This window comes from Segeticoccus sp. (genome assembly GCF_035708005.1).
The window spans coordinates 1-13,737 of sequence record NZ_DASSTI010000027.1 but is presented as its reverse complement, the minus strand read 5'-3'; the positions used below and the strand labels follow the sequence as shown (position 1 = coordinate 13,737).

Here is a 13,737-nt window from a genome sequence, read left to right as displayed (position 1 = left end):
GAGCCGGCTGCCGCGGCGGCGCCGCGTCAGCGCGGGTGGTGGGGGGACAGGTGGACGAGGCGAGGGCGGAGGGACACATCGACGCAAGACCATAACGAGATGGTCACGGAGACGTCACCTCCCGTTCAGGCCGCGGACACCCCTGGGGGTGCCGTTCCAGCACGGGTTCCCGCACACGGGTGACGTTGCTCACCGCAGCCCGGTGACGGGCATACCGATCGGTATGCCGGTCCGCCCACCGGGACGGCGACGGCCCGTCAGCGGCCGAAGACGGTCGGCAGCGTGGCGGTGTGCGCCTCCCGCAGCTCGTCGAGCGTGACGTGGAACTGGCCCTGCACGTCGAGGCCGTCGGTGCCGGTGTCCACGACGCCGATCCGGGCGTGGGCGAACCCGCGCGCGGAGCACATGTCGGTGAACCGGACCTCCTCCGAGCGGGGCACGGCCACGATCGCGCGGGCCGTCGACTCGCTGAAGAGCGCAGTGAAGGGGTCGATCCCGTCGCGCTCACAGACCTCGTCGAGCCAGACGCGCGCCCCGGCACCACCGTGAAGCGTGGCCTCGGCCAGGGCGATGGCGAGGCCGCCGTCCGACAGGTCGTGAGCGGCGTCGATGAGCCCGTCGCGGGAGGAGTTGACGAGGATCTCGGCCAGTTGCCGCTCGCGTGCCAGCTCGACCGCCGGGGGCAACCCGCCGAGGTGGTCATGGGCGACCGCGGACCAGGCCGACCCGTCCAGCTCGTCGGCGGTGTTGCCCAGCAGGTAGATCACCTGGCCGGGGGTCTTCCACCCGATCGGGGTGCGCCGCGCGACGTCGTCGAGCACGCCGAGCACCGCCACGACGGGCGTGGGGTGGATGGCGGTCTCGCCGGTCTGGTTGTAGAAGGACACGTTGCCGCCCGTCACCGGCACACCGAGGGCCGCGCAGCCGTCCTTCAGGCCGCGCACCGCCTCGGCGAACTGCCACATCACGCCCGGGTCCTCCGGGGAGCCGAAGTTGAGGCAGTCCGACACGGCCAACGGGGTCGCCCCAGCGGTGGCGACATTGCGGTAGGCCTCCGCCAGCGCGAGCTGCGCACCGGCATACGGGTCGAGCTTGGCGAAGCGTGCGTTGCAGTCGGTCGCGAGCGCGACCCCGAGTCCACTCTCCTCGTCGACGCGCACCACACCGGCGTCGTCGGGCATCGCGAGCGCGGTGTTGCCGCGCACGTACCGGTCGTACTGGTCGGTCACCCACGACTTGTCGCACAGGTTCGGCGACGCGAGCAGCGCGAGCAGGTCGGACTTGATCCCGTCGCCGTCCGCCGGCCGTCGCAGCTCATCGGTTCCGGTGCGCTGCAAGGCATCAAGGTATGCCGGCCGCTCCAGCGGCCGTTCGTAGACCGGGCCGTCGTGGGCCACCGAGCGCGGCGGCACGTCGACGATCGTCGCGCCGTGCCAGGTGATGACGAGATGGTCGCCGTCGGTCACCTCCCCGAGGACCGTCGCCTCGACGTCCCACTTGCCGGTGATGGCGAGGAACCGCTCGAGGTGCTCGGGAGCGACGACGGCCATCATCCGCTCCTGCGACTCGGACATGAGGATTTCCTCCGGGCGCAGCGAGGCGTCGCGGAGGGGCACGCGGTCGAGCTCGACCGTCATACCGCCGTCACCGGCGGAGGCGAGTTCACTGGTCGCGCAAGAGAGTCCGGCGCCGCCGAGGTCCTGGATGCCCTCGACCACCCCGGCGTGGTAGAGCTCGAGGCAGCACTCGATGAGGACCTTCTCGGCGAACGGGTCGCCGACCTGCACGGCCGGGCGGCGGGTGGCGCCCTCGCCCTCGGCGAAGGTCTCCGAGGCGAGCACCGAGACACCGCCGATGCCGTCGCCGCCGGTCTTGGCGCCGAAGAGGACGACCTTGTTGCCGGTGCCGCTGGCCTTGGCCAGGTGCAGGTCCTCGTGGCGCAGCGCGCCCACGCACAAGGCGTTGACGAGCGGGTTGCCCTGGTAGCACTCGTCGAAGACGACCTCACCGCCGATGTTCGGCAGGCCGAGGCAGTTGCCGTAGCCGCCGACACCGGCCACGACACCGGGCAGGACGCGCGCGGTGTCGGGGTGGTCGAGGGCGCCGAAGCGCAGCGGGTCCATCACCGCGATCGGTCGGGCGCCCATCGCCATGATGTCGCGGACGATGCCGCCGACCCCGGTGGCCGCGCCCTGGTAGGGCTCGACGTAGGAGGGGTGGTTGTGGCTCTCGATCTTGAAGGTGACGGCCCAGTTCTGGCCGATGTCGATGACGCCGGCGTTCTCGCCGATGCCGGCCAGCTGCTTGCCGAGCGGGGTCTCCGGCGGCAGCTCACCGAACTGGCGCAGGTGCACCTTGGACGACTTGTAGGAGCAGTGCTCGGACCACATCACCGAGTACATCGCCAGCTCGGCACTGGTGGGACGACGGCCGAGGATCTCGCGGATCCGGGCGTACTCGTCCTCCTTGAGCCCGAGCTCGACCCACGGCTGGGGGGTGCCGGGGCTGGACTGGGCCGCCTCGACCGTGTCGAGCTGCGCGCCGGGGGTGGGCCTGGCCTGCGGTTCGGTGGTCATGCGGCACCCACCACCGTGGTGAGGACGGAGGTGAAGAAGCCGAGCCCGTCGGTGGAGGGCCCGAATCCCGCCTCGATCGCGTGCTCGGGGTGCGGCATCAGGCCGACCACGTTGCCGCGCTCGTTCGTGACACCGGCGATGTCGCGGTAGGAGCCGTTGGGGTTCTGCCCGACGTAGCGGAAGACCACCCGCCCCTCCCCCTCGAGCCGATTTAGGACGTCGGCGGCAGCTACATAGCTGCCCTCGCCGTTCTTCAACACGACCGTGATCTCCTGGCCCTGCGTGTAGCTGGAGGTCCACGCCGTCGCGGCGTTCTCGACCCGCAGCACCTGGTCCTTGCAGACGAACTTGCGGTGGTCGTTGCGGACCAGCGCGCCGGGCAGCAGGTGCGACTCACACAGCACCTGGAACCCGTTGCAGATGCCGAGGACCGGCAGGCCCTGCTCGGCGGCCGGGACGAGCGCCGACATGACCGGTGCGAAGCGGGCGATCGCGCCGCAGCGCAGGTAGTCGCCGTAGGAGAACCCGCCCGGCAGGATCACGGCGTCGACCCCGCGCAGGTCCTCGTCGCCGTGCCACAGCGGCACGGGTTCGGCCTCGACGGCGGCGACGGCGCGGAGCGCGTCGTGGTCGTCGAGCGACCCCGGGAAGGTGACGACGCCGATCCTCATCGGGTGGCCCCCGTGGTCCTCAGGGACTCCTGGACGTCCTCGTCCGTGGCGGCGCGCACCGAGACGACGTCCTCGATGACCGGGTTGGACAGCAGCCGCTCGGCGGCCTCGCGCGCTGCGGCCAGGTGCTCCCGGGTCACCTCACCGTCGACGGTGAGGACGAACCGCTTGCCCTGCCGGACGTCGGTGAACTGGGTGAACCCGAGCCGGGGTAGGGCGCCGGCGACGGCCTGCCCCTGGGGGTCGAGGATCTCGGACTTCAGCATGACGTCGACGACGACGTGGCCCATGCAGGTGCTCCTGAAAGCGAGAGGGGGGAGTCGGCCCGCCCAGTCTATCGGCCGAAACCGCTTGCTCCGGTCCGCCGGTTGTCTTATCGTTCCTCGATAACAACGAATCTCGATAAGGCAGGCGGTGCGGCCATGCGCGTTGGCACCAGTTCCCCCGTCACCTCCCCGGGCACCAGGCACGGCCCCGGCTGGATGACCGCCCTGTCGTGGCTGCTCCGCCTTTCCGCCGTCCCCCTGCTGCTGACTGCCATCGCCCTCACCCTCGGTCCCAACGGGCTCGGCCTCCTCAGCGCCGACCAGACCCACTGGTGGGCCGGCACGCGCGACGCGATCTTCATCATGAGCGAGCAGGCCCAGGTCGCGCCCCGCCTCGGGGAACCCGTCATGGACCAGCTGGGCAACCGGGTCGGGTCGGTGGAGTCCCGCAGCGACGAGATGGTCCGGGCCTACGAGGCGTCACCGACCGGCATGTCCTCCGTCCTCGCGGAGTTCAACGGCTACCCCCAGATCGAGGTGTCCTTCTGGGGGCCGAGCCTCGGCCAGCGCTGGGCCTGGGTGACCGTGCGTGCCCTGCCCGCGCTCGCCGGAGCCCTCGGCCTGTGGATCCTCGCCGCGCTCGTCCGCTCGGCCGGCGCTGGCGACCCGTTCACCCGCCGCAACGTCCGCCGGCTCACTCAGCTGACCGCGCTGGTCCTGGTGGCGGGGATCGTCGGCGACTGGGGACGGGAGGCGGTGCGGCTGTGGCTGCTGGAGACCTCCGACCTCGCCGGCGACCTCGTGGCCGACGCCCGGTTCTCCTGGTGGTGGCTCGGCGTCGCCGCCGTACTCGGCGTCATCACGGCCGTGTGGCGACGAGGCGTGGCCATGCGCGCCGACCTCGAGGGGTTGGTGTGAGCCCGGCCGAACCCGTCGCCGCCGAGACCGGCCACCGCGTCGTCTGCCATCTCGGCGAGCTGCTCGAGGAGCGTGGCATGACGCTCACCGAGCTGTCCGACCTGGTCGGGGTCTCGATCGTCAACCTCAGCGTCCTGAAGAACGACCGGGCCAAGGCCGTCCGCTTCTCCACACTCACCGCGATCTGCGATGCCCTGGGGTGCTGTCCGGGTGACGTGCTCACCGTCGAGCCTGCGTCGCGACCCCAGCGCTGAGCAGGACCCACCGCCGAGCGGGAACCAGGCTCCGCTGCCGGTCGTCAGTCGGTCGAGGAGGGCTTGCCCGCCTGCTCGTGCCGCTGCTGCTCGACGACGCGGTGCGCCACCTCCGCCAGCTTGACGTTCATGGTGCTGGACAGGTGCCGCAGCAGCTCGAATGCCTGCTCGTCGTCCACCCCGTGGGTCGCCATGAGCAGCCCGATCGCCTTGCCGATCTCGCGGTTGCTCTGGAGGCCGTCCTTGAGGGTCTGTGCGCGGTGGTCGTGGGCCGCGGAGACGAGCACGACCGAGGCGAACGCCGCGACCAGCGCGCCCAGGTCGGCGTCCTCCTGGGTCAGCGCACCGGGGGTATCGGAGAAGAGGTTCAGCGCGCCCGCGCTGCGGCCGTCGACGAAGATGCGGTAGCCGATCATGCCGCGAACCGGCGTGCGCTCGAGCGTCAGGGCACCGAGCTTGGGCCAAGAGCTGTTGTGCGCGATGTCGGCGTCACGTTGGTAGCCGCCGCCCAGCATCGCGTCGATGCAAGGCCCCTCGCCCGCCTCGTTCTCCAACTGGTCCATGAGCGCGGCCATCTCGTCACTGGCGGCGGCCGTCTTCATCGGCTCGCCCTGCCGCATCGTGGAGATGCTGGCGTGGTCGCAGCCGGAGATCAGCTCGACGGCCACCCGCACGAGCGTCTGGTAGACGTGCTCGTAGTCCGCCTGCTCGTAGAAGACCCGAGCAAGTTCGTTGAAGACCCGCGCCGGGTCCACCTGCTCCTGCTCCTCGGACGTCATCGGCGTCCCTTCCGCCTCGTGCCGGACTCGCGGTCCAGCCCCGTGCCGGCCGTCTGCTCCACCGGCTCGCGACATCCTGTCACCTCGGCGCGGTGTCGCCGAATCCCATGGTCCACCCAGCCGGCCGGGGACCCCTAGAGTCGGCGTCCATGGACTACACCGCCACGGCCCAGGTCGCCGCACCAGCAGGGGTCCTCTGGGGGCTGCTCGTCGACGTCGAGGGATGGCCGGGGTGGACCCGCTCGGTGGTCATGGCCACGCGCGTGGACGGGGGGCCCTTCCGGGTCGGCAGCCGGGCCCGGGTCCAGCAGCCGCGCGGCCGGGCGCAGGTCTGGACGGTCACCGAGCTGGTCCCCGAGCAGCGGTTCACGTGGGAGGCGCACAACCCCGGTCTGCAGTTCGTCGCGTCGCACGTGCTGACGGCCGAGGACGGCGGGACCCGGCTGGACCTCACCTTCGGCCTGCGCGGGCCGCTGCGCCGGCTCGGGGCGGTGCTCGGCGGGCACCAGATCCGTGGCTACCTCGAGCTGGAGGCCGCCGGGCTGAAGGCCCGCGCCGAGCACGACAGCTCGGCGCAGTCGTAACCGACCCCGCGAGCGCCCGCCGCACCGATCGTTGTCCGCAATCGTTGTGCGGTTCTGACCGCCCCAGCGACCAGAACCGCACAACGATCACGGGCGACGATCGAAGCGGGTCAGGACTCGAAACGCTGGCCGGTCAGGGCCTGGTAGGCCTCGACGTACTTCTCGCGGGTGCGGGCGACGACGTCCTCGGGCAGCGGCGGTGGCGCCTCGCCGGAGGACCGGTCCCACCCACTGGCGGCCGAGGTGAGCCAGTCGCGCACGTACTGCTTGTCGTAGGACGCCTGCGGGTGCCCCGGCTCCCACTCAGCGGCCGGCCAGAAGCGGGACGAGTCCGGGGTGAGCACCTCGTCGGCGAGCACGAGGCCGGGCACGTCACCCCCGGCGGCACGGTCCATCCCGAACTCCACCTTCGTGTCGGCGAGCAGGATGCCGCGGTCGGCCGCGATCTCGTTGCCCCGTTGGAGGATCCGCACCGTGAGCTCCCGAACGCGCTCGGCGAGGGGTCCGCCGACCTCCTGCTGCACCTCGGCGAACGTCATCGGCTGGTCGTGCTGACCGAGCGGCGCCTTGGTGGTGGGCGTGAAGACCGGCTCGGGCAGCCGGGACCCGTCGACCAGACCGCTCGGCAGCGGCACCCCGCAGACGGAGCCGGTCTGCTGGTACTCCGACAGCCCCCCGCCGGTGAGGTAGGCGCGCGCCACGCACTCCACCGGCACCATCTCGAGCCGGCGCACGAGCACCGCCCGGCCGGCAACCTCAGCGGGCACGTCGGTGGACAGCACGTGGTTGGGCACGAGGTCGGCGAGCTGCTCGAACCACCACAGCGACAGCTGGGTCAGGACCGCGCCCTTGCCCGGGATCTCGCTGTCGAGGACGAAGTCGTAGGCGGAGATCCGGTCGGAGGCGACGAGCAGCAGCTGGTCCTCGCGGGGCCGGCCGGCGTCGTCGAGCGGGGAGTAGAGATCGCGCACCTTGCCCGAGTAGAGGTGCTGGTAACCGGGCAGGGAGGGCGCGGGGCGCTGGGTGGAGGCGGACGGCATACCGATCAGGCTCCCGAGGGCGAAGGGACGGTGACGGTGCCGCGTTCGGCGGCGAGGCCGATGTCGCGGCGGCAGTGCGCGCCCTCGAGGTGGATCGTGTCGAGAGCGGTGTAGGCCCGCTCGCGGGCCTGGGCGAGATCGGCGCCGAGGGCGACCACGTCGAGCACCCGTCCCCCGGAGGAGACCAGCGTGCCGTCGGCGGTGCGCTTGGTGCCGGCGTGCAGGACGTAGACGTCCTCGCCGAGCCCGGCGAGGTCGTCCAGCCCGGTGATCGGGAACCCGGTCCGCGGGTTCTCGGGGTAGCCACGGGAGGCGAGGACCACGGTGACGGCGTGGTCCTCCCGCCACCGCAGCGGCGGGTGCTCGGCCAGGGCGCCGGTGGCCGCGGCGAGGAGCAGTCCGCCGAGCGGCGTCTCGAGGCGAGCCAGGCAGGCCTGTCCGTCGGGGTCCCCGAAACGTGCGTTGAACTCGACGACGCGCGGCCCGCGGGAGGTCAGGGCCAGACCCACGTAGAGCACCCCGACGAAGGGGGTTCCCCGGCGTCGCATCTCGTCGATGGTGGGCTGGGCGATCCGGGTCACCACCTCGTCGAGCAGGTCGGCCGGAGCCCAGTCGAGCGGCGAATAGGCGCCCATGCCCCCGGTGTTCGGCCCGGTGCCGCCCTCCCCGGCGCGCTTGAAGTCCTGGGCCGGGGCGAGCGGGACGACGGTGGTGCCGTCGGTGAGGCAGAAGACCGACAGCTCTGGCCCGTCGAGGTACTCCTCCACCACGACCCGGTGCTCGACGCCCTCGGGCTCCGGCTCGTGGGCCGTGCCACGCGCCCGCTTGTCCGGGTCGTCGGGGTCGTGCGTGTCCAGGCAGTGCGCGGCGTGCGCGAGCGCCTGGGTGCGCTGGTCGGTGACGACGACCCCCTTGCCGGCCGCGAGCCCGTCATCCTTGACCACGTGCGGCGCCCCGAACGCATCGAGGGCATCGGTCACCTGGCTCAGGCGGGTGCAGACCCGCGACATCGCCGTGGGGACGTCGGCGGCCGCCATGACCTCCTTGGCGAACGCCTTGCTGCCCTCGAGCCGGGCGGCCGCCGCGGACGGCCCGAAGCAGGCGATCCCGCGCTCCCGGAGCGCGTCGGCCACGCCGGCCACCAGCGGTGCCTCCGGGCCGACGACGACCAGGTCCGCACCGACCTCGGCGGCGAGGGCGGTGACCGCTGCTGCGTCGGTGACCCCGCCGGGCAGCGGGCGGCACCGGGCCACCTGCTCCATGCCCGGGTTGCCCGGGGCAGCCCAGACGGCGTCGACGGAGGGGTCAGCGGCGAGGGAACGGCACAGCGCGTGCTCGCGGGCGCCGGAGCCGATGACGAGAACCTTCACGGGCCCCGAGGGTATCGGCCCCCATCCCGCGCGTGACACCCCCGGGAAGCAGGGGGGGTTCTCCCGGGGGTGCCACGTCTCGGCCACGGGTCTACCGGAGGGGAGCCGGCGACTCGTCGTGCCCGTACCGGCGAAGCCGGCTGAGGGACACTCTGGCAGCACCGGCGCCCGGCGTAAAGCCCTTCGGCCCGAGAACCGCGGGTGAACTTTCGGCACCGTGGTGGCCGGCACGGCGCCGTGGCGTCCCTGACCAGCCACCTCAGGCTGAGGTTCTAGACTCTTGGGTTCCCCGGTCCGCGCGGTCGACGTGCCGGGGTGGACGACCACCGACCCGCTGGGGGACATGTGAGCGACACGGCGAACGACTCCGATCAGCAGCACCGGCCCACGGCCACGGGGCGCCAGGCCCAGCCCCCCGAGGTGCTCGCCGAGATCGCCGCGGAGCAGCAGCACGTGGACCGTGTCCACGCCGAGCTCGTGAAGGCGGTCCAGCGCGTCGACGCCGTGCAGGCCGAGGGCCTGTCCCGGGGCCGCACCGACCGCACCGGCGACATCCGTGACGAGGAGCTGGCCGGCCTCTTCGAGCGGGACGCGCTCGTCTACAGCGCGGGCCGTCGCCGCGCCTCCCTCGAGAGCCAGTACGAGGGCCTCGTCTTCGGTCGCCTCGACCTCGAGCACCCACCCCGCTCCGGCCGGGGCGCGGAGCGCGAGATCCGGTATGTCGGGAGGCTGGGTGTCCGCGACGACGACTACGAGCCGCTCGTGGTCGACTGGCGGGCGCCCGCAGCGTCACCGTTCTACCGCGCCACCCCGGTCGACCCGCAGGGCGTGATCCGGCGCCGCGTGCTGCGCTGCCGCGGCGCAAAGGTCCTCGGAGTCGAGGACGACCTCATGGTGCCGGAGGCCCCCGAGGACATGGTCATCGTCGGTGACGGTGCCCTCATGGCGGCCCTCACCCGCAGCCGCAGCGGCCAGATGCGCGACATCGTCGCCACCATCCAGGCCCACCAGGACGAGGCCATCCGCGCGCCGTGGAAGGGCGTCACGGAGATCACCGGCGGCCCGGGCACCGGCAAGACCGTGGTGGCGCTGCACCGCGCGGCCTACCTGCTCTACACCGAGCGTCGTCGGTTCGAGGCCGGCGGCGTCCTGGTGGTGGGGCCGTCCGCGGCCTACACGGCATACATCGAGCGGGTCCTGCCCTCGCTGGGTGAGGAGTCGGTCACCCTTCGCTCGCTGGGTGATGTCGTCGACGTGGTGACCGCGAATCGGCTCGACCCGCCGGCGGTGGCGCGGGTCAAGGGATCGCTGCGGATGCGACGGGTGCTCGCCGCCGCCGCGCGGGACGTCATCCCGGACGCGCCGACCCAGCTGCGCGCGTTCGTGGCCGGGGAGGCGATCCGGCTGGGGCCGGAGGCGCTCGAGACCGTCCGCGCGCAGGCGCTGCGTCACCACCAGCGCAACGCCGCCGCCGAGGCCGTCGCCGACCTTCTCGCCGAGGCGGCCTGGCGCACCCACCGCCGCGGCGAGCGCGACCAGTTCCACGACACGTTCCTCGACAGCGGTGACGTGGAGGCGTTCCTGCGCGAGTGGTGGCGCCCGCTCGACCCGCGCGAGGTGCTGCTGTGGCTGGCGGACCGGGACCGGCTGCGCCGCTACGGGCGCGGCGTGCTCTCCGCCGGCGAGGTGGACGCGCTGGCCGACTCGTTCCGCGTCGCCGAACGGTCCGGCACGTGGTCGGTCGCCGACGCGGCGCTGATCGACGAGCTGGCCGCCCGGCTCGGGCCGGTGCGCGACCAGCCACGGGAGGATCGCGGGTTCTACGAGATCGAGGAGCTCGACGACGTCTCGCAGTACGGCGTCGCGGCGGTGCGCACGCACGGGGACGGCGAGGACTCGGCCCGGGGACCGGTGGGGTCGTCGGCGGCGAGCACCCCGCGGGAGCAGTTGCTGCTCGGGCGGATCGGCAAGCCGGAGGAGTACGCCCACGTGCTGGTCGACGAGGCCCAGGACCTCTCGCCGATGCAGTGGCGAATGATCGGTCGGCGCGGCCGGTGGGCATCGTGGACCGTCGTCGGCGACGCCGCGCAGGCCTCGTGGCCGGACCTGGAGGAGGCGGCGACCGCGCGCGAGCAGGCGTTCGGCAGCAACGTGCGGCGCGCCTTCCACATGGACACCAACTACCGCAACGCGCGGGAGATCTTCGACTACGCCGCCGACGTGATCCGGGCCGAGGTGCCCGACGCCGACATCCCGCAGGCGGTGCGCGAGACGGGGGCCGAGCCGGTCGACGCGACCGTCGCGGTCGCCGACGTGCCCGACTCGGTCGGCGTGGCGGTCAAGGAGCTGCTCGACGAGGTCGAGGGGCAGGTGGCGGTGGTCCCGCCGGCGCGGTGGATGGCCGCGCTGGAGGAGCTGGGCCGGCACGAGTCGGGCCGGGTCGTGCTCGTGGACCCGATGTCGACGAAGGGCCTGGAGTACGACGCCACCGTGATCGTCGACCCCGAGGAGATCACCCGCGAGTCACCGGGCGGGATCCGGGTGCTCTACGTCGCGCTGACCCGGGCGGCCCACCGGATGACGGTGCTGCACGTGAAGGACTGACGGCCTCTCTCTCGACGGCGTCGCGGACCGAGGTGCCTCGGGCCGGGGCCCTCAGTCCAGCAGGTCGTGGCGCACGACGACCTCGTCGCGCCCGGGCCCGACGCCGATCACGGAGATCCGGGAGCCGATCAGCTCCTCGACCCGCTCGACGTAGGCGCGGCAGTTCGCCGGCAGCTCCTCGAACGCCCGGCAATGCGAGATGTCCTCCCACCAGCCGGGCAGCTCCTCGTAGATCGGCTTCGCGTGGTGGAAGCCGGTCTGCGTCATCGGCATCTCGTCGCACCGCTCGCCGTCGACGTCGTAGGCGACACAGATCGGCACCGTGTCCAGGCCGGTCATCACGTCGAGCTTGGTGAGGACGAAGTCGGTCACCCCGTTGATGCGGGTGGCGTAGCGGCCGACCACCGTGTCGATCCATCCGCACCGCCGCGGCCGGCCGGTGGTCGTGCCGTACTCGTGCCCCGTCTTGCGCAGGAACTCCCCGTTGTCGTCGAACAGCTCGGTCGGGAACGGCCCTTCCCCCACGCGGGTGGTGTAGGCCTTGAGCACCGCGATCACCCGGTCGATCCGGGTCGGCGGGACGCCCGAGCCCGTGCAGGCGCCGGCGGAGATCGCGTTCGACGACGTCACGAACGGGTACGTCCCGTGGTCGACGTCGAGCAGCGTCGCCTGACCGCCCTCGAACAGCACCGTCTTGCCCGCATCCAGCGCCCTGCTGAGCAGCAGGGAGGTGTCGGCGACCATGGGACGCAAGCGCTCGGCATACCGGGTGAATTCCTGCACGACTTCCGCCGGCTCGATGGCGCGACGGTTGTAGATCTTGAGCAGCATCTGGTTCTTGACGTCGAGTGCCCCCTCGACCTTCTGCCGCAGGATCGACTCGTCGTAGAGGTCCTGCACCCTGATGCCGACGCGGGTCATCTTGTCGGCGTAGGTCGGGCCGATGCCGCGGCCGGTCGTGCCGATGCGGCGCTTGCCGAGGAAGCGCTCGGTGACTTTGTCCAGGACCCGGTTGTACGGCGGGATGAGGTGCGCGTCGGCGCTGACCACCAGCTTGGACGTGTCCACGCCGCGCGCCTCGAGGCCGTCGATCTCCTCGAACAGCACGCCGAGGTCGATCACCACGCCATTGCCGATGACCGGCGTGCAGCCCGGAGTGAGGATGCCGCTGGGCAGCAGGTGCAGGGCGTACTTCTCGGGCGTGCCGTTCTGGTCGATGACCACGGTGTGGCCGGCGTTGTTGCCGCCGTTGAACTTCACGACGTGGTCGACGCGGCTGCCGAGCAGGTCCGTCGCCTTGCCCTTGCCCTCGTCGCCCCACTGGGCCCCGACCAGCACGATCGCCGGCATGCTGTCGCCTTCCCTGCATACGTTCGTTGCGTGCGTCCCCCGCGCCGGGTCGGACACGGAAGGCACCGGAGCGCCTGTATGCCGGCCCGCCCTGGTGCGTGCCCACGGTACCGGTCCGCGCGACTCGATCAGGTATGCCGACCCGCGCCGTCCAGCACGCCGCGCCGCTGGGCGGCCATGCCGAGCTGGAAGCGGGTGCTCACGGCGTGGTCGTTCATGAGACCGGCGATCCGGCGGCGCACGGTGCGCAGGCTGAGCCCGAGGTAGCGGGCGATCGCCTCGTCCTTGAACCCGAGCGCCATGAGCTCCAGCAGCCGCAGGTCGGCACCGGTGTCGTCCTCGTCCGGAAGCGGCAGGGCCGCCGCCCAGAGCCGGTCGAAGAGGGCGCTGAACGCGGCGACCACCATCGGGTCGCGGACCACGACGTAGTCGCCGTTCGTCGTCGCCCAGGCCTCCGAGGCGACGAGCACCTCCTCGCCGAAGACGGCGAAGTCGCTGGGCGGGTCGTCGCTGACCCGCTGCTGCTCGCCGACCGCGGCCCAGGAACGCATCCAGTCCCGGGCGGGGGCGTGGGACAGCACCGACATCGGGTAGATCGTCCGCTGCTCCCGGCCGGCCGCGAGGATGGCCTGGCCGGTGCGGATGTTCTCCTCCTCCGTGGCGGGGCCGATGTCGACGTCGTGCACGCAGTTGCGGATCACGCCGGTGGTGCTCCGGGTGATGTAGTCGACCACCGATGGGGCGACGGCCGCCGGGATGCTCTCCCAGGTGGGCTGGCGCGGGCCGGGGCCCTGCTGGCCGACCTGGTGGTCGGAGGTGAAGCCGGCGATCGCGTTGCGGGCGCCGCTGAGGTCGCGGCGACGACTGTCCAGCCGGGACTCCTCGGCCTCGATCAACCGCTCGAGCGCCGCGCGGGGGTGGTCGGCCACCAGCCCGCCGTCCTCACCGACCCGCACGAGGCGGGCGTGCACGAGGGCGGTCAGGGCCTCCTGCCCCTTCTCCATCGGCCAGCCGAGCTCGGCGGCGTGCCGGCGCAGGTCGCGGTTCGGCATCCGCAGCACCCGCCGGTAGAGCTCCTCGGCGTCGGCCGGCACCTCGAGGACGGAGAGTTGAGGCGTCATCGGTGGCAGGCTATGGCCATTGGCAGGTTTCTGCCAGCGTTCCGGTGAACCATGGGGCATACTCGGTAGCGGCCCGAAGCGGAATCACAGGGGACGCCCGCGGGTGGCCAGCCGGGAACGGACGAGGGCCCCGAACTCGGCCGCAGGGGGCGGTGCCGGGAGGCCGGACCCGATGGGTCCAGCCTCCCGGCATCTCTGCGTCTG

General features: G+C 72.3%; 12 protein-coding genes. 4 read left to right on the top strand and 8 right to left on the bottom strand.

Annotated elements, in window-relative coordinates; all coding sequences use genetic code 11:
• Nucleotides 1-257: 257 nt before the first annotated feature.
• Genes purL through purS form a run of 3 tightly spaced genes read right to left on the bottom strand, consistent with a single transcriptional unit; the run spans nucleotide 258 to nucleotide 3,537 of the window.
• Nucleotides 258-2,576, bottom strand: coding sequence for a phosphoribosylformylglycinamidine synthase subunit PurL (gene purL / locus VFL99_RS02965; protein ID WP_325104835.1), 2,319 nt, complete (start codon nucleotides 2,574-2,576; stop codon nucleotides 258-260).
• Nucleotides 2,573-3,247: a phosphoribosylformylglycinamidine synthase subunit PurQ gene (gene purQ / locus VFL99_RS02960; protein ID WP_325104834.1), complete on the bottom strand. Its 675-nt coding sequence runs from the start codon at nucleotides 3,245-3,247 to the stop codon at nucleotides 2,573-2,575. The genes purL and purQ overlap by 4 nt, the downstream gene beginning before the upstream one ends.
• Entirely contained in the window at nucleotides 3,244-3,537 is a 294-nt protein-coding gene (gene purS / locus VFL99_RS02955; RefSeq protein WP_325104833.1) for a phosphoribosylformylglycinamidine synthase subunit PurS, read from the bottom strand. The genes purQ and purS overlap by 4 nt, the downstream gene beginning before the upstream one ends.
• 132 nt (nucleotides 3,538-3,669) lie before the next feature.
• On the opposite strand from purS, the gene VFL99_RS02950 reads away from it, so the two are divergent.
• Together VFL99_RS02950 and VFL99_RS02945 are read left to right on the top strand one after the other, a co-directional pair.
• Nucleotides 3,670-4,431 (top strand): DUF2975 domain-containing protein, encoded by a 762-nt coding sequence (locus VFL99_RS02950; RefSeq protein WP_325104832.1) that lies wholly within the window; start codon nucleotides 3,670-3,672, stop codon nucleotides 4,429-4,431.
• On the top strand, nucleotides 4,428-4,685 hold the full coding sequence (locus tag VFL99_RS02945) for a helix-turn-helix domain-containing protein (protein WP_325104831.1): 258 nt from the start codon (nucleotides 4,428-4,430) through the stop codon (nucleotides 4,683-4,685). The genes VFL99_RS02950 and VFL99_RS02945 overlap by 4 nt, the downstream gene beginning before the upstream one ends.
• A gap of 44 nt (nucleotides 4,686-4,729) precedes the next feature.
• Here VFL99_RS02945 and VFL99_RS02940 read toward each other — a convergent pair whose 3' ends face one another.
• The gene (locus VFL99_RS02940; protein WP_325104830.1) at nucleotides 4,730-5,464 is read right to left on the bottom strand and encodes a GAF and ANTAR domain-containing protein; all 735 of its coding nucleotides are present in this window, start codon (nucleotides 5,462-5,464) and stop codon (nucleotides 4,730-4,732) included.
• A gap of 149 nt (nucleotides 5,465-5,613) precedes the next feature.
• Between VFL99_RS02940 and VFL99_RS02935 the strand changes: the two genes are divergently transcribed.
• A complete protein-coding gene (locus tag VFL99_RS02935; RefSeq protein ID WP_325104829.1) occupies nucleotides 5,614-6,048 on the top strand; it encodes an SRPBCC family protein in 435 nt (144 codons plus the stop codon).
• 110 nt (nucleotides 6,049-6,158) lie between these two features.
• On the opposite strand, the gene VFL99_RS02930 is transcribed toward VFL99_RS02935, so the two are convergent.
• Nucleotides 6,159-7,088, bottom strand: coding sequence for a phosphoribosylaminoimidazolesuccinocarboxamide synthase (locus tag VFL99_RS02930; protein WP_325104828.1), 930 nt, complete (start codon nucleotides 7,086-7,088; stop codon nucleotides 6,159-6,161).
• Nucleotides 7,089-7,093: 5 nt separating this feature from the next.
• Nucleotides 7,094-8,458 (bottom strand): phosphoribosylamine--glycine ligase, encoded by a 1,365-nt coding sequence (gene purD, locus VFL99_RS02925; RefSeq protein ID WP_325104827.1) that lies wholly within the window; start codon nucleotides 8,456-8,458, stop codon nucleotides 7,094-7,096.
• A gap of 345 nt (nucleotides 8,459-8,803) precedes the next feature.
• On the opposite strand from purD, the gene VFL99_RS02920 reads away from it, so the two are divergent.
• A complete protein-coding gene (locus tag VFL99_RS02920; RefSeq protein ID WP_414713708.1) occupies nucleotides 8,804-11,062 on the top strand; it encodes a HelD family protein in 2,259 nt (752 codons plus the stop codon).
• A gap of 51 nt (nucleotides 11,063-11,113) precedes the next feature.
• Here the strand turns inward: VFL99_RS02920 and VFL99_RS02915 are convergent, their stop codons facing one another.
• Complete coding sequence (locus VFL99_RS02915; RefSeq protein ID WP_325104826.1) at nucleotides 11,114-12,412, bottom strand: adenylosuccinate synthase; 1,299 nt, start codon at nucleotides 12,410-12,412, stop codon at nucleotides 11,114-11,116.
• 128 nt (nucleotides 12,413-12,540) lie between these two features.
• Nucleotides 12,541-13,533: a hypothetical protein gene (locus VFL99_RS02910; protein WP_325104825.1), complete on the bottom strand. Its 993-nt coding sequence runs from the start codon at nucleotides 13,531-13,533 to the stop codon at nucleotides 12,541-12,543.
• Nucleotides 13,534-13,737: the final 204 nt, after the last annotated feature.